Annotated in this window: 23 protein-coding genes; 1 reads left to right on the top strand and 22 read right to left on the bottom strand. The window is 35.0% G+C overall.

The genetic code is table 11. The features are described 5' to 3' along the window. Window positions 1-32: 32 nt before the first annotated feature. The 21 genes from ACNC7R_RS21475 to ACNC7R_RS21375 form a co-directional block, all read right to left on the bottom strand. Window positions 33-1,097, bottom strand: coding sequence for a beta-ketoacyl synthase N-terminal-like domain-containing protein (locus tag ACNC7R_RS21475; RefSeq protein ID WP_417943044.1), 1,065 nt, complete (start codon window positions 1,095-1,097; stop codon window positions 33-35). Continuing rightward, the gene (locus tag ACNC7R_RS21470; protein WP_417943043.1) at window positions 1,097-2,293 is read right to left on the bottom strand and encodes a beta-ketoacyl-[acyl-carrier-protein] synthase family protein; all 1,197 of its coding nucleotides are present in this window, start codon (window positions 2,291-2,293) and stop codon (window positions 1,097-1,099) included. Before ACNC7R_RS21470 ends, ACNC7R_RS21475 begins: the two co-directional genes overlap by 1 nt. A gap of 139 nt (window positions 2,294-2,432) precedes the next feature. Beyond that, a complete protein-coding gene (locus tag ACNC7R_RS21465; RefSeq protein WP_110346503.1) occupies window positions 2,433-2,690 on the bottom strand; it encodes a phosphopantetheine-binding protein in 258 nt (85 codons plus the stop codon). Between the two features lie 6 nt (window positions 2,691-2,696). Then, window positions 2,697-3,314 carry a 3-oxoacyl-ACP synthase gene (locus tag ACNC7R_RS21460; protein ID WP_417943042.1) on the bottom strand — a complete coding sequence of 206 codons (618 nt, stop codon included), beginning with the start codon at window positions 3,312-3,314 and terminating at the stop codon, window positions 2,697-2,699. 103 nt (window positions 3,315-3,417) lie between these two features. After that, window positions 3,418-4,032 (bottom strand): hypothetical protein, encoded by a 615-nt coding sequence (locus ACNC7R_RS21455; protein ID WP_417943041.1) that lies wholly within the window; start codon window positions 4,030-4,032, stop codon window positions 3,418-3,420. A 30-nt stretch (window positions 4,033-4,062) separates the two neighbouring features. Next, the gene (locus ACNC7R_RS21450) at window positions 4,063-5,214 is read right to left on the bottom strand and encodes a beta-ketoacyl synthase N-terminal-like domain-containing protein (protein WP_417943040.1); all 1,152 of its coding nucleotides are present in this window, start codon (window positions 5,212-5,214) and stop codon (window positions 4,063-4,065) included. Window positions 5,215-5,537: 323 nt separating this feature from the next. Continuing rightward, complete coding sequence (locus ACNC7R_RS21445; protein ID WP_417943039.1) at window positions 5,538-5,987, bottom strand: acyl-CoA thioesterase; 450 nt, start codon at window positions 5,985-5,987, stop codon at window positions 5,538-5,540. Beyond that, complete coding sequence (locus ACNC7R_RS21440) at window positions 5,962-7,245, bottom strand: ABC transporter permease (protein ID WP_417943038.1); 1,284 nt, start codon at window positions 7,243-7,245, stop codon at window positions 5,962-5,964. The genes ACNC7R_RS21445 and ACNC7R_RS21440 overlap by 26 nt, the downstream gene beginning before the upstream one ends. Continuing rightward, a complete protein-coding gene (locus tag ACNC7R_RS21435; RefSeq protein WP_417943037.1) occupies window positions 7,235-7,933 on the bottom strand; it encodes an ABC transporter ATP-binding protein in 699 nt (232 codons plus the stop codon). Before ACNC7R_RS21435 ends, ACNC7R_RS21440 begins: the two co-directional genes overlap by 11 nt. A gap of 61 nt (window positions 7,934-7,994) precedes the next feature. Further along, window positions 7,995-8,993 (bottom strand): BtrH N-terminal domain-containing protein, encoded by a 999-nt coding sequence (locus ACNC7R_RS21430; protein ID WP_417943036.1) that lies wholly within the window; start codon window positions 8,991-8,993, stop codon window positions 7,995-7,997. Then, window positions 8,994-9,398 (bottom strand): hypothetical protein, encoded by a 405-nt coding sequence (locus ACNC7R_RS21425; RefSeq protein WP_417943035.1) that lies wholly within the window; start codon window positions 9,396-9,398, stop codon window positions 8,994-8,996. Between the two features lie 29 nt (window positions 9,399-9,427). After that, window positions 9,428-9,889, bottom strand: a complete 462-nt coding sequence (locus tag ACNC7R_RS21420; protein WP_417943034.1) for an ABC transporter permease — start codon at window positions 9,887-9,889, stop codon at window positions 9,428-9,430. Window positions 9,890-9,894: 5 nt separating this feature from the next. Beyond that, entirely contained in the window at window positions 9,895-10,317 is a 423-nt protein-coding gene (locus ACNC7R_RS21415; protein WP_417943033.1) for a hypothetical protein, read from the bottom strand. Between the two features lie 8 nt (window positions 10,318-10,325). After that, complete coding sequence (locus ACNC7R_RS21410) at window positions 10,326-11,459, bottom strand: beta-ketoacyl-ACP synthase III (protein ID WP_417943032.1); 1,134 nt, start codon at window positions 11,457-11,459, stop codon at window positions 10,326-10,328. A 14-nt stretch (window positions 11,460-11,473) separates the two neighbouring features. After that, window positions 11,474-12,376, bottom strand: a complete 903-nt coding sequence (locus tag ACNC7R_RS21405) for a dialkylrecorsinol condensing enzyme DarA (RefSeq protein ID WP_417943031.1) — start codon at window positions 12,374-12,376, stop codon at window positions 11,474-11,476. A 54-nt stretch (window positions 12,377-12,430) separates the two neighbouring features. Beyond that, entirely contained in the window at window positions 12,431-13,312 is an 882-nt protein-coding gene (locus tag ACNC7R_RS21400) for a lipid A biosynthesis acyltransferase (RefSeq protein WP_417943030.1), read from the bottom strand. Then, window positions 13,312-13,566, bottom strand: a complete 255-nt coding sequence (locus ACNC7R_RS21395; protein ID WP_417943029.1) for an acyl carrier protein — start codon at window positions 13,564-13,566, stop codon at window positions 13,312-13,314. The genes ACNC7R_RS21400 and ACNC7R_RS21395 overlap by 1 nt, the downstream gene beginning before the upstream one ends. Before the next feature lie 3 nt (window positions 13,567-13,569). Beyond that, window positions 13,570-14,793, bottom strand: a complete 1,224-nt coding sequence (locus tag ACNC7R_RS21390; RefSeq protein ID WP_417943028.1) for a beta-ketoacyl-[acyl-carrier-protein] synthase family protein — start codon at window positions 14,791-14,793, stop codon at window positions 13,570-13,572. Window positions 14,794-14,812: 19 nt separating this feature from the next. Further along, entirely contained in the window at window positions 14,813-15,544 is a 732-nt protein-coding gene (fabG, locus tag ACNC7R_RS21385) for a 3-oxoacyl-ACP reductase FabG (RefSeq protein WP_417943027.1), read from the bottom strand. 217 nt (window positions 15,545-15,761) lie between these two features. Further along, the gene (locus ACNC7R_RS21380; protein WP_417943026.1) at window positions 15,762-16,955 is read right to left on the bottom strand and encodes a WG repeat-containing protein; all 1,194 of its coding nucleotides are present in this window, start codon (window positions 16,953-16,955) and stop codon (window positions 15,762-15,764) included. A gap of 84 nt (window positions 16,956-17,039) precedes the next feature. Further along, window positions 17,040-18,560, bottom strand: a complete 1,521-nt coding sequence (locus ACNC7R_RS21375; RefSeq protein WP_417943025.1) for an HAL/PAL/TAL family ammonia-lyase — start codon at window positions 18,558-18,560, stop codon at window positions 17,040-17,042. Between the two features lie 100 nt (window positions 18,561-18,660). Between ACNC7R_RS21375 and ACNC7R_RS21370 the strand changes: the two genes are divergently transcribed. Beyond that, the gene (locus ACNC7R_RS21370) at window positions 18,661-19,911 is read left to right on the top strand and encodes an NAD(P)/FAD-dependent oxidoreductase (RefSeq protein ID WP_417943024.1); all 1,251 of its coding nucleotides are present in this window, start codon (window positions 18,661-18,663) and stop codon (window positions 19,909-19,911) included. 22 nt (window positions 19,912-19,933) lie between these two features. On the opposite strand, the gene ACNC7R_RS21365 is transcribed toward ACNC7R_RS21370, so the two are convergent. Next, the gene (locus tag ACNC7R_RS21365; RefSeq protein WP_417943023.1) at window positions 19,934-20,539 is read right to left on the bottom strand and encodes a hypothetical protein; all 606 of its coding nucleotides are present in this window, start codon (window positions 20,537-20,539) and stop codon (window positions 19,934-19,936) included. Between the last annotated feature and the right edge of the window lie 136 nt (window positions 20,540-20,675).

Here is a 20,675-nt window from a genome sequence, read left to right as displayed (position 1 = left end):
GATAAAAAATATTGAGATGTTTCTATGCGTTATCATTTTGACAGCAGCGTAAAACTATGGTTTTTTCCGTTTAATTGATTGTATAATAAAATCGTTTTATAGCTTGATTTTTCGACAGCATTAACTTTTATGATTTCCGGAATTTCCTGTGTTTTTAAAATTTTAGACGCCATCCAAAAAGCAAAAGCCGAGGCCGTATCATATTCGCCGCTCAAATGCTTGTAATATAGCTGAGGTGTTTTTGCGAAAGCATTTTCAGAAATATTTTTATAATAATTTTCGAAATTCACATTTCCGTCAAAGCCTAAAATCAGTGCGTCAATATCTGAAATTTCTAAATTATTGTATTTGAGAAATGATACAATTGCAGATTCAACTTCATTTTCTTCTAAAGTATTTACAATAGTAACATCTAAAATTTCAGCGTATGTATTGTCTTTTCTTTTATTTTCTAAAACAAAAAAACTGGCACCTTCTCCGTAAACTGCACCGCTTGTATTAGAATTCAAAACATTATAAGGAGCCTGATTGTCTTGTTTAATGCGCCCGTTTAGTTTGAAAAGGGCAGTGGTATAATCGCCATTTTCATCAACGCCGCCCACTAAAATTGAATTAGCTTCCTCTTCTTCAATTTGCATTTTCGCATCAATAAGCGCAGATTCAAAAGAAACAGCACCGTTTACATAGGTGAAATTATAGCCATTACATTGCTGTAAAAGTGCAATTTGTGCACCCACGGTATTGTGAGTCGATTGAATAAAAGAAGTAGGAGTCAGGAATTCTTCGTTATTATCTAAAATGCTTTTCAGGAATTTTTCAGAATCTTCGATACAACCCAAACCTGTTCCGGTGATGATGGCATCAACGTTTTCAATATTAGCATCTTTCATTGCTAAAACAGAAGCAACGATTCCGTTTTTCACTCCTTTTGCCATTCTGCGGCTTGCAGCTGGCGAAATATATTCTTTGTAAGCTGGCGTAACAATTGCCAGTACATTTTCATCGTGATTTACATTGGCCTCTTCCAAAAAAACAGTATCAAATGTTTTTTGAGTCGAAATACAGCCTACTCCATTTATGTATGTTTTTTTTGTCATCAGCTTTTTGAAAATATAAGGGTTGAACAGTTTCCACCAAATCCGAAAGAATTAGACAGAACATGTTCGATAGTTTTATTTTTTAATGAAGTCTGCGGTTTCAAATCAAATTCTTCCATCGGAACGTCAAAATTCAAATTCGGATACACCACATTATTCTGAATTGCCAAAACACTATAAACGGCTTCAATCGCTGCTGCCGCTGCTAATGTATGTCCTGTATAAGGTTTTGTAGAACTGAAATCCGGAACTTTTTCATCTTCATAAATTCGAAGCAAAGCTCTTCCTTCAGACAAATCGTTGTTTGGTGTTGCTGTTCCGTGTACGTTGATGTAATCAATTTCAGAAGGTTTTAAGCCCGAAACTTTAAACGCTTTTTTCATTGCCAGATAGGCTCCATCTCCATTTTCGGAAGACGCAGTCTGATGGAAAGCATCGTTTGCATTTCCGTAACCAGAAACTCTTGCCAGCACCTTTTTATTTTGTTTGGCTACAATTTCATCTGATTCTAAAACTAAAAAAGCAGCAGCTTCTCCAAGATTTAGTCCTTTTCTGGTATTATCAAAAGGTTTGTTGTAATCATCAGATAAAATCATCAGCGTTTTAAATCCGTTGATCGTAAATTTTGCCAAAGCATCGGCTCCGCCCACAATGACACGATCTAATTTTCCCGTTTTGATTAATCTTGCTCCCAACATAATAGAATTAGCGGCAGATGAACAAGCGGTACTTATGGTTGTTACCATTCCTTTTAAACCTAATTCCTCAGCAATTTTTTCAGCAACATCACCACCGTCATTACAGGTAATGTATTTAACTAGTTCTGGTTTTTCGAAATAATCGTAGTAATGCTTCTCCGTCATGTCCATTCCGCCTACGCTGGTAGCCGAAATCAATCCGGTTCTAAATTCATTGATAGCGGTAATGCCAGCATTTTCAACAGCTTGTTTGGCTGCCAGAGTGCCAATCATAGCGGTTCTCGAAAAATTATTATTTTCAGAAAGCTGTAATTCGGCAACGAGTTCTTCATTGGTTTTTTTGATTTCACCCACTTTGATCACATCGGCGTGAACCGTTGGGATATTTTGAATACGTGAAATGCCAATTTTATTTTCGATCAACGAAAGATAATTCTCCTCAACCGAATTCCCGATTGCAGAGATAATTCCCATTCCCGTTATTGCAACACCTTTCATTTTTAGACTTCTTAGATTGTTAGAATTTTAGACTTCTTAGATTTTTTTAGACTGGCTTAGAATTTTAGATATTAGACTTCTTAGATTTTTGGAAAACATTGTCTAAGAAGTCTAAAAATCTAAGTGAGTCTAAGAAGTCTTACTTCGTTCTATTAGCGCTGATATACGCTGCCATAGTTTCGATAGATTGGAAAATAGATTTTCCTTCTTTCGGATCTACTAATTTAATTCCGTAATCTTTATCTAAAATCACGATCAATTCAAGTGCATCAATGGAGTCTAAACCTAAACCGTCCCCAAACAAAGGATCATTATCTGCAATATCTTCGACAGCGATATCTTCAAGGTTTAGAGTCGTAATGATTTTATTTTTTAATTCTGCTTTTAATGCTTCCATGATTATTTATTTATGGTATAATGTATTGATTGTTTCGTTTTTGTATTCAGTATTTTCTTTGGTATCTATTGTGCAAAGAAAAGCTTTATAATTGTCATTGAAAAATTCTACCCATCCGCATAAAACCGTATCTGCCTTATTCGTATTCAAAAGAGTGTTAGAATAATTCGACATAAATTCGCCATTAAAGGCATCAAATATAAAGAAAGAATTCTCACTTTTCAGCTGATGACGAATACTTATTTCGCCGAGGCAAATATTAGGCAGCGTATAAACAAAAACTGCCGGACTCGGATAATAGTTTTCTTTGTCTGAAATAGATTCCTGATATTTTACATCGGTATCTAAACTTGATGATTTATTCGCCAAAACCAAAGCGATATTATTTTCCTGCTCGGTTGAGGTTATCGGACTCAAAAGTAGTTCTGATCCTAAAAAAGCCAGTTTGCTCAACGCATCCATTTTGAAAAATTTTGGGTACTGCATTTCAAAATTGCGATAGGCTTGTTTGGCGAAATCTGCAAAATCGGTTGGTTCAGTTTTGAATATAGAAGTTCCGTTCAAAACAATTTCGTTGTTTTGGATGGTGATGTAGGATTGTATGTAGGTTTTGTTTTGAGTCATTTATTTTGTTTAACACGAATTTCGCCAATTGGCACAAATTATTTCAGGTTTAAAAATTACACTAATTAATTTGTGAGCATTAGTGTAATTGATGTTTTATTTTTTACGAAATCCAAGTCTTAACAATTTTGGTAATATGCCATTTCCCAGATTTGTTTTCAATCGTAATTTCAAATCCTTGTCCACATTTTCCTCCTCCACATGATGCACTTGCTTCCAAAGTTCCTGTTGTTTTAGTTTTATTGAAATAAATTTTATGAACGGTAATAGTACCAACAGGCATTTTGCTTTTTTTGTCATTTACGTCCCAATATATCTGATCGGGAAATTTTGAAGCATATTGGAAATCAAATTTTTTGTTGTTTTTAAAAGGGGTTAAATCAAATTTACTATCATTAATTCCGTTGCTTACCACAAAATCATGAACACTAATTAAAATTCGATGTTTGTCATTTTTAATACTGTCTTGTTCCCGCCAATATTTCTTTAATTCATCTTGATATCCTGTAGTATCTCTGATATTTTTTTTAAAATCTACTATTCTTGGATTTGGAGGCGGATACATAATTCTTCTATCCATATAAATAGAATCTACAATTTCGACAAACACACTATTAAAGACATCTTTTTCAAATTCAGATTCAGGTACTTCTTTCTTTTTACATTCAAAAAAGGAAAGTAGCACTAGAATTATAAATATGAATTTTGATAGTTTCATTTATTTAATACCAATTTTAATTCGTGAAAATTAGTGCAATTCGTGTTTCACTTTCTCAAAAACTACCGCAGTATTACATCCCCCAAATCCAGAAGCTGTTTTCAAAAAACAATCAATATTCTTTTCGTGATTTTTCTCAATCACATTTACAGCTTCACTAACACCAATTTCATCAAAACCTTTCGATTCAAAAAGTATATTTCGATTAGCTGATTCAATGGCAATTACCGTTTCCAATAATCCCGAAGCGCCTAAAGTATGACCGTAAAATCCTTTTAAACTATTTACCGGAACATTTTGTAAACCTAAACGATTTAAAGCAATCGCTTCCATTTCGTCGTTAAACGGAGTTGCGGTTCCATGCGCTGAAATATAATCTAATTTATGGGCTTCAATATGAGCTTCTTTCAAAGCATTCTGAATACTTCTAAACAAACCTTCACCTGTTCTTGACGGACCAGAAATATGATTTGCATCGTTTATTGAACTGTCGCCAATTACTTTTATTTTAGCAGTAGCCGGATTCGCCGAAACTAAAACAGCTGCTGTTGCTTCGCCTAAACTTACTCCGGTTCTGTTTTTAGAATACGGTTTACATGGGAACTCGCTCATCGCCTGAAAAGCATTAAAACCAGACAAAACAAATTCTGAAACTTCGTCGCCCGCCACTACAAAAATGTTGTCGTAAAGTTCAGATTGAATCATTCTTTTGGCAACTGAAACGGCTAAAATTCCGGAAACGCAGGCATTTGAAACGACAATGGGTTGTGTTTGGAATCCGAAGAAATCGGCAACGTTTTTTGCTAAAACATCTAAATGTGCGTTGTTGAAACTTTCTTCAGAATCATTTGCTAAAGCGGTTACATTTCCTTTTGTGGTTGAAAGGATAAAAGCGGTTTTTGAATTTAATTCAACATTTGAATTTTTGATAATCGGCTCTAAAGCCAAAATCATCATTTTCTCTAAACGGGAATATTTTGTCTCAGCGCTGATTTTTGAAAAAGCACTCTTTATTTTTTCATCAGAAATAATCGAAGCATAAAACGGATTTGGCATCAAAGAAATAGCATTATGAAGCTGAATTCCGGAATCGCCACGAAGAATGGCTTCGATATTAGATTCAACATCAAAACCTAAAGGTGTGATGCAATTTGTTTCTGTAATGTATATTTCTCTTATCATTTTATTGTTTCATTTCCTGCAATGTTTTAAAACCTTGTAGGTATATTTTTTCTCAACACATAGAACATAGTTATCATAATCTTGTCATTCCGACGAAGGAGGAATCTTTGTAAGTAACCTCTACAAAGATTGATTTAGCATACGGAGTTTCAAGTGTGATTTCTCGTTCCTCGAAATGACAAAAATAACATATCGCTATGTGTAAAATCTAGATTTTATTTGATTCTTTTATTCACTTTTAAATTCTATGATTCTATGTGTTTAATTTTTTAGCACGCAGATCTAGCAGATTTTTATTTGTGCTAATTCGTGCAATCCGTATTTTATTTCAACAATCCCACTTTTCGTTTCCACTCTTCATAAAAAGGAGGATTGGTCAGCATTAAATTTCCGTCTTTATCTAAAAAAACCTGGGTCGTTTCGCCGGTACAGGCAACTTCTCCTTTTGCATCAATAATTTTAAAACGGTAAATTATTTTTGCGGCTGGTGTTTCTACAACGGTTGTTTCAATGGTTACCACGTCGCCGTAACGCAGGGACAATTTATGTTCGCAGGATGATTTTACAATTGGCGTTGTGTAACCTGTTGCAGCAATATCTAAATAGGTAAGCCCGTGGTGACGTCCAAAGGCTTCACGTCCATCTTCGAAATACGTAATATAATGGCCATGCCAGACGATTCCAAGCGGATCTGTTTCGTTAAAACGAATCCTGATTTCGTGAGAAACGGTTAGATCTGTAGCTTCTTTAAACTGCTCTTTTCTTTTTATCATAAAATAATGCGATGGAAGTGGTAATAATGAAAAACAAAAATAATAAAGTTATCTGTGGAATGATTTCGAAAAAAGAGCTATTACGAAGTAAAACGTTGTAAAATGCCTCTAATCCCCAGTTCATTGGAGAAGATTTTGCGATATATTGCATGATTTTTGGCATGGCAAAAACAGGAACCCAAACACCTCCAATGGCTGCTAAAATAATGACACTTGTTGCGCCAAAAGGAGCAGATTGTTCCTGCGTACTGGCGACAGTTCCTAATAAAATTCCGAATCCGATGGCAGCAAAACCTGAAAATAAGGCGACAACACTGGTCAAAAAGAAATGTCCTTCGATATTTAATGAAGGTAATCCGATGGATGGAAATAAGAATACAGCAACGGCAACCATCATGTAAAACTGAATCATACAAATGATCGAGTAGGTGATGGTTTTGCCAATAATCACCACTAAATTAGAAACCGGATTGGTTCTTAACCGGACAAAAGTGCCTTGCGATTTTTCTTTTACAATATTAATGGATAACGGAATGACAATAAAAAAGATCGCAAAAAGGGTCCAGGCCGGAACGTTATGCTGAACCGAATTTGGCAGTACTTCTTTGTTATTAATTCTCGGTATTATTTCTTTGAAAGTAATAAAGTTTTTTTGCTCAAAATCGATGGTTTCTTCTCCTAATTGTTTTTGAAAAGTCGAATAAATCGATTTGGTTTCAATCTGCGAAATCATTTTGTCAATCGAACTCATGACAGCATTTTTAAAACTCATCTGAACCGCTGGGTCAAAATACAGTTTGACTTCTTTTTGTTTAATGATACGTTGAGGTTCGGCAGTTGAAGTAATGTCTGTCAAACCTAAATGGCTCACAATTTTTTCTACATTCTGCTCGACTTTTGCCTGAAGATCAGAACTTAAGTTTTCTGGAATTACAATTGCGAGTTGAAATTTCCCTCTGTACACATTTTCTCTGGCAATTTCTTCGGTAATCGACTTATTGTCAATTTGTGTTACAACAGTAAAATAGTTGCTTTTTTCTAAATTTTCAAAAACGGTTTTCGATACAGATCCTTTATCATTATCAACCAAAAGAATCTGAAGTTTAGAATCGGTTACGGCTTTAAAAGTGCTGTCCTGAATTAAGGTTACGGCAACGACCAAAACCAGAGGCATGATGAATAAAATAATCAGTCCACCTAAATCTCTTTTTAGCAAAAGGAATTCTTTTACTACCGACATCCAAATTTTATATACCATCTCTCAACGCTTTACCGGTTAATGAAATAAAAACATCTTCAAGATTTCGGGCATCTTTTACAGATTCAATTAACACAGATGGAGTGTCTTGTGCGTAAATCTGACCTTGATCTAAAATGGCAATATTGGTGCATAGATCTTCGGCTTCAGCCAAATGATGCGAGGTATAAATAATCGTAGTTCCGTTTTGATTCAGCACTTTTAAATAATCAATAATCGCTGTTTTAGAATGCACATCGACACCAACTGTTGGTTCGTCTAAAAACAATACTTTTGGTTTGTGAAGAATTCCGGCAATTAGATTAACACGGCGTTTCATTCCGCCCGAAAAAGTCTGAACTTGTTTATCGGCAAATTTCAATAAACCTAAAAGATCTAATGTTTCGATTACTTCATCTTTTAAATCAGAACCTTTCAAGCCGTACATGCTTCCAAAATAAAGCAGATTTTCTCTTGCAGTTAAAGTTGGGTACAAAGCATATTCTTGAGGAACAACACCAATTATTTTTTTAATTTTTGAAGCATGGTGCTGATAGTCTAAACCATCAATTGTAAAATGTCCTGATGTTGGTTTTACCAATCCGCAGAGCATGGAAATCAAAGTGGTTTTTCCGGCGCCGTTTGGGCCCAGCAAGCCAAAAATCTGTCCTTCATTTATATTTAGCGAAACGTCATTCAAAGAATACATTTCTGCATTTTTGTACTTTTTCGAAAGGGATTTTATTTGAATGATAGACTGCAAAATATAATTAGCTGATCGCTTTTTTTAGTTTTTTAAAAAAGATTTCTTCACGGTTGGCAATGTCCAAAAGTTCATCGGCAATAGTGTTGTAGGCATCTTCTTTGACACTTCTGTTTTTATAAATGCGTGACGCTTCAACAGCGAAATCACGCCATGAGTCCCCGATTTTTGTCATTTCTTTAGAAAGTTCTTTTAGTTCTTCATTACCTAAAACAACCGAAGCTTCCTGTAAAAATGCGGCATAAATAAAACGGAAACCTCCGCCTCCGGTTCCTATTTCTTCCTGCATCCGAACCATTTGTGCCAGGTAATGATTGGCTTTTTTAGTTCCGTGTTTTATAGGCCATTTTCTAATTTGTTTCGAAACAAATTTGATTCCTTTAACTCCAATAATTGGCACTGGAGCCAGCATATCCCGACACGTATTTTTGATTCCTTTTAGGATGGCACTTTTTAAATCAATGTCTTTTGGAATCTGGATTGGATAATACATTTGTCCGCGAGGTGCAAAAGCTCCTTTTGCGAAACGTACTTTATCTAATTCTTCGTGTGTTAAAGTCGTAACTGTTTCCATAACGGGATCACTCACTAAATAATCTTTATCGGTTTTTCCGTAAACGACTAAATTATGTGCGTTGAAGTGAAAACGATATTCGTCTGGAAAATAACTCAAATGATATACACCAACTTGTAAACCGGTTGGAATATTATTTTTTAAATTTTCATCTAAAGCTTTATTGGCATTTGATACAGAAGAAAATTTTTGTCTTTTTATTTTTAAATTTAATCGGTTGGCTACTTTATTGAAAATCTGTCCTGGCAAAGTTCTATAACTAATTGCGGGTGCATAATTGACTTTTATAAATGGCAGATATACAAAAAATAATCCTGAGCCAATACCAAAAACCATCGGTTCGCTGATGTTTAGTCCGCTGTTTTTTAGCAGATTCGACGCTACTCCATTCTCGCAATGAGCAGATTGATGATGTGTGAAAGTTACTTCCATTTATTTGGTAATGCTGTTTTTTAAATCTTCGATTGATACTTCAAAAGTATCTGCATATTTTTTTAGGATTTTGTCGTTTAGTTTGGCAAAAATACTGGGTTTAAAATGTCTTTTTACGCGCCATTTCCAAAATCCTACATAGCTTGATAAAATGGTAAGATCCATTTTGTTGACTTCCATAAAATACACAATTGGACTTGCTTCGCCATTTATAACCTGTTGTCTGGCCTCGGCAATACGCTCGTTTATTTCGTCAATAGAATTTGAAAGAGCAATTGTTTTGGGTTCCCAGCCTGTACTTAAGGTTGTGGTATAGTTGCCATTTTCATCTGTTGCGTACAAGAGTTCTTTAACATTGTTTTTCGTTAAATTACTTTGATCCTGAGGTACTTTATCTTTTTCCATTACCTAGTTATTATTTTCAAGTGGAATTGTTACGAAACCGAAACTGTTTTTTGAATAAACAAGTTAATTTCGCATTCTAAGAGTATCTGTTCTTCGACAGAACTTTGACAACTCATCGTGCATAAAGTGTAATCGTCGCCTGCGAACTTAGAAACTAAATTGGCTCGGGTAATTATGGTTTCTTCTGTTTTTGGCAGCGAATGGATTTTTACATTTTTTAAAGCGCTGATAAATCCTATTACATTTACGTTCTCATTTTCAGTTCCGTTTTCGTCAAAAAAATATTTTTTTCCAACAATAGACGAACAGGTCTGCGCCGTATTTTCGATTAATCCGGCTTCTGTAAAAATGCCATTATCTACAAAAATATTATCTTCTTTGATTAAAAATTCGGTTTCTACGAAGTTGGCATCAATTTCTAGAATCAAATCAACCATCAGCATTGGAGCCCGATGAGGTAAGTAATTCTGAATGTCAACTCCTGTTTCCATAATTTTTATTTGGCTAAAACGGTTTTCATCTGACCGCTTGCGATTTCTTCATTATTTAATGTTGTCACAACATCTACCAAAGTGATTCCGGCAAATTCCTGAAGAATTGTTACCGTTGACTGAATCGAATCGTTGATTTCTGGCAGTTTTTTTATTTGAATTTCTTTGATAGAACCGATGTATCCTGTTGGAGCAGTTTCGTTTCTTAAAAAAAACTGATAACCGGTGTGTAAGGCCACTGACTGAGCCATGTGTTCTATTAAACCTGCTTCCAGAAAAACAGAATTGGATGCAAAAACATTATCGCTTTTGATTTTTAAACCTGAAACCAAAGAAGTTTCAGTATAAGAATGCATAGCGTCGACCATAACAAAAGGGAACTTTTGAGGTAATAAATTTTCTACCATTTCTTTTTCTACAAAAGCCATTGTTTCTATTAGCAAACTGTTAAATAAGCATAGGCGAAAGAAAATCTTCCGCTTTCAGGAACTGATAAAAGAATGTGTTCTCCTTTTTTTAGGTTTCCTGAATTCATTAATTCTTCTAAAGCCAGGTAAATTGAGGCAGAACCTACGTTACCCACTCTTGAAAGATTCATGAACCATTTTTCGTCACTCATTCCGATTCCTTTTTCTGTTAACCCTTTCTTTAAACCTTCAACAAAAAAGTTTGAAGAAACGTGAGGAATGAAATAGTTAATATCTTCAGATTTGATGTTGTTTTTATCCATTGCCTCTTTCATGCTTTCTGCACCTTTGCTAAGGATAAATTCATCTAATAATTTTACGTCTTGTTTAATTGAGAAAACGGATTCGTTTAACCATTGTTCTGGAGCATAATCACTCCAGCCTTTAATTTCGCCGTTTTCCAATTTGTCTCCTCCAGCATACATACAGGTTTCTAATTCGTAAGCATACGAAAAAGCTTCCATCCATTCTATTCGTAAAGAGAGGTCTCCTTTAGGCTGGTTTTCTAATAATAAAGCACCAGCTCCATCAGAAAGCATCCAGCGTAAAAAATCTTTTTTGAAAGCAATAATTGGCTGTTCTTCAAGACTTTTTAAATTTTCGGCTTCGTGATTGTATTTTTGAGCATTCAGCCAGGTCGAAACTTTTTCAGATCCTGTACAGATGGCATTTTTAGAATTTCCAGATCGTACTGAAAGAAAACCAAATTTAAGTGAGTTCATCCCGGCACAGCAAACTCCGGTTGAAGAGTTAAGTTCTACCGATTTATTTTTTAACAGACCATGAACCATTGCAGCGTGAGAAGGCAGAAAAATATCCGGAGTTGAGGTTCCGCACGAAAGTACTTCTAAATCCTGAGGTGTAAAATTTTCGTCGAATAACGGTAAAATCGCATTTCTAGTTAATTCGGCATTGCTGTGAGTGCTTTTCCCAGATTTATCAACAGCATAATATCGGCTTTGAATTTTATTATTACGCAAAATAATACGTCTTGCTTTAGAAGCAGTATCGTTGATAAGTCCTAAATAGGCTTCCATTTCATCATTAGAAATGGCTTCATTTGGCAAATATTTTGCAGCTTTTGTAATGTATACTTCAAACATAATCTAAATCTCTTCTAAACTCCCTGATAATATTGAGTTTGTTTTTTTATGGTTTCTAGCTTAAAAGGATAGCTAACGAGGTGCAATATATACACTATTGGCGAGATTAACCATATCGCTAAGAATAAATAAATATAAAATATTTTGAGAAGCTGTTTTCTCTTTTTAGGATTCTTATAAATAAAATTCGACCACTTATTAAAAATTTTGTTGGCTGTTTTATCAACGGTCACTAAATAAGGGCTAATCCGTACAGCATCAGCAGTTACTAATTTGGACTGTAACTCATTTAATTTGTTCTGACTGAAATGTGAAATAATGATATCTCCAAATTTTGTGGATTCCTGAATATCTTTTTCTGAAACCCCTGGTAAGGGAAAAAAGCCTAGATATTTCTTTTTTACTCCTGAAAACATCCATTCTACAATTGTAATCACACTGATTAAATTTCCAACTCGATCGACCAAAGCTACATTTCCAACCAAATTTGCATTTGCTTCTTTTAGCAGAATCTTAATTTTTTCCTGAGCCATAAGCCACATATTGCGGGAACCACTGATGGTAACTACAGGTGTATTATTCAGGATTTTTTTTCCTTCTTCACTTCGCAAAAAAGAATTTATCGGAATGGAAGGCGATAAATACCAAACCTGATAGTGAAATAAAACCAAATCAAATTTTGTGTTTAAAATTTCTTCCGGAACTGGTTTTAATGCTGTCGGAATCTGTAAAAAAGACTCTGGAAAAGCATCAAAAAAGGAGTCTTTGTCCCACGGAAAAGGAAAAGGCTTTTCTAATTGTATTTCATGAAAAGTTACTTTTATTTCATCTGAATTTAAGAAGGGTTTAGCAATATTTTGCGCAATCGACTTTAATTGTCCGGACTGAGAATAAAAAATAACAAGGACATTTTTCATTTTGGTTTTACCTTAGGTTGCAGGCAAAAATAGTAAATTTATTGACATGGATTTTTATGCTTTCAAATCATTCCAAAAATCAAAATAATTGAACCATTGCAAAGGATATTTTTGCAAAATGGTTTCCACACTTTTTACATATTCTTTCAATAATCCTTTTTCGTCACGATGTTTTACTATAGCTTCTCTGGCGTACAGATGATAATGAAGGTTTGGCTCTTTCATTACATATACAAAAACAACAGGCACTTTTAATCGGGAAGCAATTAAAAATGGACCTGCAGGAAAATTAGCTTCTTTTCCTAAAATAGTTTCAGAAAGAGATTTGGTACCTTCAAAATAGCGATCACCGGTAAAGCAGACTAATTCGTTATTGGCCAAAGCGGCATTAATCTCAAAAATATGCGAGAGATCTTCTTTGATGATGATGAATTTTACAGCAGATTTTTGAGTAACGCTTTCGAGATAATTCTTAATTGCCGAATGTTCTAAATCGGTAGTTACCAAGTTGATTTGAAAATCAAAATCGATATCCCCAAAAAAATGTTCTGCAATTTCAAAATTTCCAATATGGGCGCTGATTAAAACACCGCCTTTTTTTTCGGCTAAAAGCCTTTTCAGAATTTCGATTCCGTCAAATTCATAGGTGAATTTATTTCGCAGACCGGCAGAAATAGAAACTTTGTCAATAATGGTCTGGCCAAAAGTATAATAGCTTTTGAAAACCATTTTTTTTGACCGGAAATACGAATAGCGAAGCCTCTCTCTGAAATAATAAAAAATAGCCCGATTGCTTTTTCTTAGAAACAAAAAGTAGTAAGAAGCGACAAAACAGAGTAAAAAATAAGCTGATTTAACACCCGCTTTCTGAATTAAAAAAACGAATATTCTATAGCCTAAAACTGTTCCTTTTGATTTGCCATCCCATTGACTCATTAATCAATTTTAGCTTTTAATTTAGATTCGATAAGGTCATAAAAATTTTGAAAAGTAGCAATTCCGACGAAATCCACTTCAACCAGTTTAACACCAAAGTTCGATTCGATTGAAACGACTAAATCAACGTAATCTAAACTATCCAGCCCAAGTGTATCCTTTAAATTAGCATCTGGTTCAATTTCGTCATTGTCAACTTCAAATTCATCAACCAAAAAACCATTAATTCGTGCTATAATCTCTTCTTTATTCATTTTTTATTTAAACTTTTTAACCACCAATGCAGAATTGGTTCCTCCGAACCCGAAAGAATTGGACAAAAATATATCAAATTTTTTGTTTAACGTACTTTTAACTAAATTTAATTTTGAGGCATATTCATCAGGGTTTTCCAAATTGATGTTCGGAGCAATGAAATCGTGCTGCATCATTAAAATAGAATAGATTATTTCACTGGCGCCCGCCATCCAGCATTCGTGTCCGGTCATTGATTTTGTTGAACTTACGGGAGGATTTTTCTCGCCAAAAACTTCAAATATGGCTTTAGCTTCGTTTGCATCACCAACAGGAGTTGAGGTGGCATGTGCATTTATATACTCAATATCTGAGGCTTTTAGGTTTGCGTCTTCAAGTGCTCTTTGCATTGCGGTAGCCGGCCCTTCTACATTTGGAGTAGAAATATGGCCTCCGTTAGATGAAAATCCGTAACCAGAAACTTCTGCAATAATGGTGGCACCCCTTGCGATGGCAGATTCGTAACTTTCTAAAATTAAAGTCGCACCGCCGCCACTCGGAATTAATCCGTCACGGTCTGAATCAAAAGGTCTTGACGCTTTTTCAGGATCACTTTCTCTATTCGAAAAAACGCCCAAACCGTCAAAACTGCTCATCGCATATTTGTTGATTTCCTGTGCACCTCCGGTAATTATGATATCCTGAAAACCGCTTTTGATTAAAAAATAAGCCAGGCCAATAGAATGAGAACCACTCGCACAGGCTGCACTTACAGTTAAATTTATACCACGAATTTTAAAAATCGTTGAAAGGTTCATGGTAACCGTAGAATTCATGGATTTGAAAATCGCTCCCGAACCAATTAGCGCAGTATCTTTTTTCTCGCGAACAATATCTGTAGCATCGATAATCGCTTTAGAAACGCTGTCGTTTCCGTACATAATGCCAACTTCATGATTTTCGAAAAAAGCATCGTCAATATTAGCATTTTTCAATGCTTCGATAGTGGCCATATAAGCATATTCGGTTTCTTCACCAATGCTCATACGCTGTCTTCGGTTCAGTAAATTTTTCAGATCCGGTTTTGGTACCATTCCGGTCAATGCAGACTGGAAACCAAATTCTTTTCTTTCAGCATCAAACTGAATACCGGATTTTCCTTTATACAAGGAATCTTTAACTTCTTCAAGTGAAGTTCCGATGCAGGAATAAATTCCCATTCCAGTAATTACAACTCTCCTGTTCATCTTCTTTTAAAGTAATTTTTTAAGAATATATTCCACCGTTTATATTGATAATTTCGCCGGTAATATAGCTCGATTTTTTTGAAATCAAAAAGCTTACCAAATCAGCAACTTCCTCTGCTTCGCCAAAACGATTCACCGGAATTAGTTTCAATAATTCTTTTTCATCCAGTTCACTCGTCATATCTGTTCTGATGAAACCCGGTGCAACTGCATTTACAGTAATGTTACGTTTTGCTACTTCCTGAGCCAGCGCTTTTGTAGCCGCAACAATGGCACCTTTTGCAGCAGAATAGTTGGTTTGTCCTGCTGTTCCTTTTACTCCGGAAACAGAAACCATATTTACGATTCGGCCATATTTATTGCGAAGCATCTTCTGAATGAAAAATTGTGTTACATTAAAAAATCCGTTTAGACTTGTATTGATAACACCATTCCAGTCTTCGGGAGTCATCCACATAAAAAGGCCGTCTTTTGTAATTCCGGCGTTATTTACAATCGCTTCAACAATCGCTTCTGGATTGGCTTCCTGCCATTTTGTTAAAACAACTTGTACTTCTTCAAAATTAGAGACGTCAAATCCCAGAATTTCTCCGGTTGCGCCTAGTTTTTGTACTTCCTGAAGTGTTTCTTCGGCTGCAGTTTTATTCGAATTATAATTGATCAGAATATGATAATTAGATTCGACAGCTAATTTTTTACAAATAGCGCTACCAATTCCTCTTGAACCACCGGTTACTAATACACATTTCATTTATGTAGATTTAATTTTTTATAGGTCATAAATGGTATCGCCTTTTAACTAAATTGTTTTTCAACTATTTCCATTAGTGGCGATTTCATTTATGTAGATTTAATTTTTTATAGGTCATAAATGGTATCGCCTTTTAACTAAAATTTTTTTCAACTATTTCCATTAGTGGCGATTTCATTTATGTGGCATTTTATTTTTTTGCCACAGAGATTAATTATTACTTCTTTTTTTTGGGAGCTGATTTTCCTGGGGAATTTTCCGTTTTAGGTTTTTCAGCCAGGACATTTCTTTCAGCGGATTTAGAAAATAGTTCAGCATTTTCAAACCACTGATTGCTTAATACGGTTCCGTCAGGTTTTAGAAATCCCCATTTCCCTTCATTTTTTACTCTTGCGAGACCATCAATGAATCCCTTGTCCTGCTGAACAAACAGGGCTGCTATTCCATTTGCAGTAATGCCGTATTGGGTTGGGATGACTAATTTTCCACTTTCATTAATGAATCCCCAGTTGCTTTCTTTTACAGGAGCCAGACCATTAGAGCCGAAAACTTCTGCATCACTGTATGTTGGCGGAATTACAAATTCTGCTTTTGGATTAATATAACCCCATTTTGAACCTACCAATACAGGTGCCAGATTTTTCGAAAAAGCTTTTGCTTTATCATATATTGGCAGAATAACCCAATTTCCTTTTAGATCAATAAATCCAATTTTTCCGTTTTTTTTGGCAAATGTCAAATCCTGTATTTCAAAATCCCAGATTTTTTCAGCGCCATCAACCGGAATAAATTTCCCGTTGCTTATGATTCCGAAAGTTTTATCTTTTCTAACCCAGGTTGTGTTTTTGAAATAATTTCCAATTTCATTATAAGCGGGTTCAACTAATTCTTTTCCGGCAGTATTTATAATTCCCCAGTTTTTGTTTAGTTCAACTCTGGCATAACCGTTTTCAAAGGGTTTGATCTGATCGTATTTTGGTTCTAAAACAACAGCCATTTTGGAATTGATTAACCCAACTTTGTTTCCTTGTTTTATAAAAGCTATGCCGTCATTAAAATCATACAATTTTTCAGAAGCAGGTGCTTTTAAGACTTCTCCTTTTGTATTAATATAAACCCAGTCTTTATCTTTTTGTACGATGGCAATTCCACTGTTAAAATCTTTGGCATTTTTGAAATCTGCCGGAATTACCCAGTTTCCTTTTGTATCAATAAAACCCCATTTTCCATCTTTTTCTACAGCCGCCAGACCTTCAGAAAAACTTTTGGCAGACTTGTACTGAGGCTCAATTTTAAAAGAACCGTCTTTGGCGAGATATCCAATTTTTGAATTCTTTTTAACTAATGCCAGTTCCTGACTATTAACAAACTGAATACCTGCCAGTAACAAAAAAATAAATACTTTTTTCATGATTTTAAAATTCAATATTTAAAAATATAAAAGTTAAACTCGTTGGGCATAAAATTTTAAATACACTAAATTAGGTATAGCATATTAACTGTTGATTAGATAATCTTTTACTTGCTGAACAAAAGGATACATGACCTGATCTTCCTTAAATGTTGGAATTATTTTTCGAACATCATCATACCATTTTTTAGAAACAGATGAAATTTTATCTTTCTGTTCTAAGTAATCAATGGCCTGAACAATGGTGATTAATTCGATTGCCAATACTTCAAACGCATTTTCGATAACTTTTGAAGTAATTACAGCCGAGTTGGTTCCCATGCTTACAATATCCTGATTATCGTTGTTGTTTGGGATACTGTGAACATACATCGGGTTGGATAACATCTGGCTTTCGGCAGTAGTTGAGGTTGCCACGAACTGAACGCCCTGCATACCAAAATTAAATCCTAAGGTGCCTAAATTTACAAACGGAGGCAGTAATTCGTTAATTTTTGAATTTAATAAATAATTTAATTGACGTTCTGCCAGCATCGTTAATTTGGTAATCACGATTTTCAGTTTATCCATTTCAAGCGAAATATAATCTCCGTGGAAATTTCCTCCGTGATAAACGTGCTGGTTTTTTACATCTATAATTGGGTTGTCGTTTGCCGAGTTAAATTCGTCTTCTAAAATAGAAGCTACGTTATTAATGGTTTCTAAAACCGGTCCCAAAATCTGAGGCACGCATCTTAAAGAATAATACTCCTGAACTTTTTCTTTGAAGATTTCTTCGGTATTTTCACCGGAATATAAATGGTCTTCTCTTTTACGGATTAAGGTACTGTCAGAAAGGTTTTGGCGCATTTTTAAAGCTACTTCCTGTTGTCCTTTATGACGTTTGGTCTGGTTCAGTTCTTCTGAGAAATGATCATCATACGCCTGAACCAATTCGTTTATGGCACAAGAAGCTTTTAATGACCAGTCCAATAATTTATTGGCATAATGCACATTTACAACACCAATTCCGGTCATTACCGAAGTTCCGTTGATTAATGCAAGCCCTTCCCTGATCTCTACCTGAATTGGTTTTAGTCCTTCAATTTCAAAGACTTCGGGAGTTGGTCTTCTTTCTCCTTTATAAAAAACCTCGCCTTCGCCAATTAAAACTAAAGCTAAATGTGATAACTGCACTAAATCTCCGCTTGCACCCACACCACCATGTTCGAAAATTAAAGGGGTAATATCTCTATTGATCAATTCAGCCATTAAGTGAATAACGGAAGGATGAACACCGGAATTTCCTAATGATAATGAGTTTAAACGCGCTAAAATGGCTGCTTTTGCGCAAACAGGACTTAAAGGTTTTCCTGTTCCTGATGAGTGGCTTCGGATTAAATTATATTGCAGCTGAATCTGGTCAGACTCTTTAATTCGATACTGGGCCATAGGACCAAAGCCCGTATTTACACCGTATATTACTTTGTTTCCAGAAAATTCTTTTAAGAAACTAAAGCTTTCACTAATGCGGTTTAGTACCAAATCACTAATGATAACTTTCTGGTTTCCAAATATAATAGCCTCAAATTCGGCTAAACTTAAATATTCATTAATTGTATTCATTAAACTCGTTTTGATTGCGCTAATTTAATTTTATTTATCAAAATAAATGTAGTTATTTTGATGAGGCAAATGTAAGTTAATAAATTAGAACATTTTTATTATGACAAAGGAGTTTGTAGACGTTTTAATCATTGGGGCAGGACCATCAGGATGTGTTTCGGCATCTTATCTCCATATGAACGGTGTTAAGATAAAAGTGGTCGAAAAAACAAAGTTTCCAAGACTGGTTGTTGGAGAGAGTCTTATCCCTAGGGTTATGGACCATTTTGCAGAGGCTGAACTGTTTGAGAGTTTAGATGCCATGAATTTTGAAAAAAAACTTGGAGCCCGTTTTATAAGAGGAGAAGAAATTTGTGTTTTTGATTTCAGCCAGAAATTTGGCGAAGGCTGGGACTGGACCTGGCAGGTGCCAAGAGCAGATTTTGATAACACGATGGCGCAGGAGGTAATCCGAAAAGGTATTGATCTGGAATTTGAAACGGAGGTTTTGGAAGTTTCCTTTGAAGGGAAAAATTCTAAGACAATCGTAAAAGATAAAGACGGAAACCTGAAAGAAATCCATGCCAAATTTATTATTGATTCCAGCGGTTACGGACGTGTTCTGCCAAGGCTTTTAGATTTGGATACACCTTCGAAACTAGATCCGCATTCGTCTATTTTTACACACGTAAAAGATATCAACAGAGAAGAAGGCGAGGAGGGAACACAGATTTCATTCGACATTTTGGAAACCGAAGTCTGGCTTTGGGTAATTCCGTTTTCAAATGGAAATACCAGTTTAGGAGTTGTGGGACCAACCGATTTTATCAATTCGCTTTCAGAAAATAAAGATAACGCCGAGGCTTTGCGAAATGCCATTCAGAAATCCGATTATTATATCAAAAGATTTAAAGGAACCGAATTTTTATTCGAACCTGTAAAACTGGAAAATTATTCAAGAGCCGTAAAAAAAATGTACGGAGATGGTTTTGCCTTAACAGGAAACAGTTCCGAATTTTTGGATCCGGTGTTTTCATCGGGAGTTGCTTTTGCAACGGAGTCCGGAATGCTGGCAGCCAAATTATACCTAAAAGAATCACAGGGAATTCCTGTTGACTGGGAAGTTGAATTTACGCAATACATGAAGCGCGGTATTGCTGTTTTTACTACTTATGTACAGGAATGGTACACAGGAAATCTTCAGACGCTGTTTTTTCATCAGCCTGAAAATCCGGAGGTGAAAGAAAAAATATGTTCCGTTTTGGCTGGTTATGTCTGGAACGAAGAAAATCCGTTTGTTAAGAAACATGACCACGTTATTAAAAATATGGCTTATTTACTCAATATGCAAAAAGAACAAAGCCCTGAATAGTCAGGGCTTTGTTTTACTATTATTATTTGTAGGCTTTCTTTGCAATTAGTTTGGCAAGTGATTTTGCTGTTTTAGCATATCCTTCGCCAATTCTTGATTCATTGCTAAAATTGCTTCCCCATTGATCTCCTGGTGCTTCTTCACTTGTAATTTCGAGTAAGACATTTGATTTGTTAGCTGTTTCAACAAACTTTAAATTGGTCGAAACCTTTGCAGGCTGTTTCATAATTGAGACATCCCAGCCCGGATATATCCATGTAGTTTTTACGATCAGCGTATAAGGTGTTGTTAGTCCTTCCTGAAAGGTCAGGTCTTTTTTTTCTTTTTGCAATACAACATTCATTAATTCCAAAAATTTTGGAGTCCAGATTAATTCTTTAGAAGAATTCCATTTTTTTTGCCAGATGTTACCATTGCCTTTGTGTTTTTCATTTAGCTCGGCAGTTCTTTCTTCTACATACTGTTTTTCAGTTTTATTTTCTTTCATCATAGTGAAGGAACTATAATCAAATTCTACGTTAACTTCTTTTTGGGTTTTTAAAAAATCAAAATTTCCATTTACAACGTTCATGTCCTGAGCAAATGTAAATCCTGAAACGAATAACAATGCGAATAGTATTTTTTTCATAATTAAGGAATTAGTTTAGATTTCAAATGTAAATATTTTTTTAAATAACAACCAGTTTTTTGGAGATTTCTATTAATATTTTTTAATAAGATTATTTTTTAATTTCTAATGAAAGGTTAAGGGTTATGTTGTTGTA

The organism is Flavobacterium adiutor, from assembly GCF_048282555.1.
Taxonomy (GTDB): Bacteria; Bacteroidota; Bacteroidia; order Flavobacteriales; family Flavobacteriaceae; genus Flavobacterium.
This window is presented reverse-complemented; position numbering and strand designations above follow the sequence as displayed.

Excerpts from the sequence above, each read along its gene's own strand:
- ACNC7R_RS21475 (WP_417943044.1), bottom strand. The coding sequence starts at position 1,097 with ATGACAAAAAAAACATACATAAATGGAGTAGGCTGTATTTCGACTCAA.
- ACNC7R_RS21470 (WP_417943043.1), bottom strand. The coding sequence starts at position 2,293 with ATGAAAGGTGTTGCAATAACGGGAATGGGAATTATCTCTGCAATCGGG.
- ACNC7R_RS21465 (WP_110346503.1), bottom strand. The coding sequence starts at position 2,690 with ATGGAAGCATTAAAAGCAGAATTAAAAAATAAAATCATTACGACTCTA.
- ACNC7R_RS21460 (WP_417943042.1), bottom strand. The coding sequence starts at position 3,314 with ATGACTCAAAACAAAACCTACATACAATCCTACATCACCATCCAAAAC.
- ACNC7R_RS21455 (WP_417943041.1), bottom strand. The coding sequence starts at position 4,032 with ATGAAACTATCAAAATTCATATTTATAATTCTAGTGCTACTTTCCTTT.
- ACNC7R_RS21450 (WP_417943040.1), bottom strand. The coding sequence starts at position 5,214 with ATGATAAGAGAAATATACATTACAGAAACAAATTGCATCACACCTTTA.
- ACNC7R_RS21445 (WP_417943039.1), bottom strand. The coding sequence starts at position 5,987 with ATGATAAAAAGAAAAGAGCAGTTTAAAGAAGCTACAGATCTAACCGTT.
- ACNC7R_RS21440 (WP_417943038.1), bottom strand. The coding sequence starts at position 7,245 with ATGGTATATAAAATTTGGATGTCGGTAGTAAAAGAATTCCTTTTGCTA.
- ACNC7R_RS21435 (WP_417943037.1), bottom strand. The coding sequence starts at position 7,933 with ATGTATTCTTTGAATGACGTTTCGCTAAATATAAATGAAGGACAGATT.
- ACNC7R_RS21430 (WP_417943036.1), bottom strand. The coding sequence starts at position 8,993 with ATGGAAGTAACTTTCACACATCATCAATCTGCTCATTGCGAGAATGGA.
- ACNC7R_RS21425 (WP_417943035.1), bottom strand. The coding sequence starts at position 9,398 with ATGGAAAAAGATAAAGTACCTCAGGATCAAAGTAATTTAACGAAAAAC.
- ACNC7R_RS21420 (WP_417943034.1), bottom strand. The coding sequence starts at position 9,889 with ATGGAAACAGGAGTTGACATTCAGAATTACTTACCTCATCGGGCTCCA.
- ACNC7R_RS21415 (WP_417943033.1), bottom strand. The coding sequence starts at position 10,317 with ATGGCTTTTGTAGAAAAAGAAATGGTAGAAAATTTATTACCTCAAAAG.
- ACNC7R_RS21410 (WP_417943032.1), bottom strand. The coding sequence starts at position 11,459 with ATGTTTGAAGTATACATTACAAAAGCTGCAAAATATTTGCCAAATGAA.
- ACNC7R_RS21405 (WP_417943031.1), bottom strand. The coding sequence starts at position 12,376 with ATGAAAAATGTCCTTGTTATTTTTTATTCTCAGTCCGGACAATTAAAG.
- ACNC7R_RS21400 (WP_417943030.1), bottom strand. The coding sequence starts at position 13,312 with ATGAGTCAATGGGATGGCAAATCAAAAGGAACAGTTTTAGGCTATAGA.
- ACNC7R_RS21395 (WP_417943029.1), bottom strand. The coding sequence starts at position 13,566 with ATGAATAAAGAAGAGATTATAGCACGAATTAATGGTTTTTTGGTTGAT.
- ACNC7R_RS21390 (WP_417943028.1), bottom strand. The coding sequence starts at position 14,793 with ATGAACAGGAGAGTTGTAATTACTGGAATGGGAATTTATTCCTGCATC.
- fabG (WP_417943027.1), bottom strand. The coding sequence starts at position 15,544 with ATGAAATGTGTATTAGTAACCGGTGGTTCAAGAGGAATTGGTAGCGCT.
- ACNC7R_RS21380 (WP_417943026.1), bottom strand. The coding sequence starts at position 16,955 with ATGAAAAAAGTATTTATTTTTTTGTTACTGGCAGGTATTCAGTTTGTT.
- ACNC7R_RS21375 (WP_417943025.1), bottom strand. The coding sequence starts at position 18,560 with ATGAATACAATTAATGAATATTTAAGTTTAGCCGAATTTGAGGCTATT.
- ACNC7R_RS21370 (WP_417943024.1), top strand. The coding sequence starts at position 18,661 with ATGACAAAGGAGTTTGTAGACGTTTTAATCATTGGGGCAGGACCATCA.
- ACNC7R_RS21365 (WP_417943023.1), bottom strand. The coding sequence starts at position 20,539 with ATGAAAAAAATACTATTCGCATTGTTATTCGTTTCAGGATTTACATTT.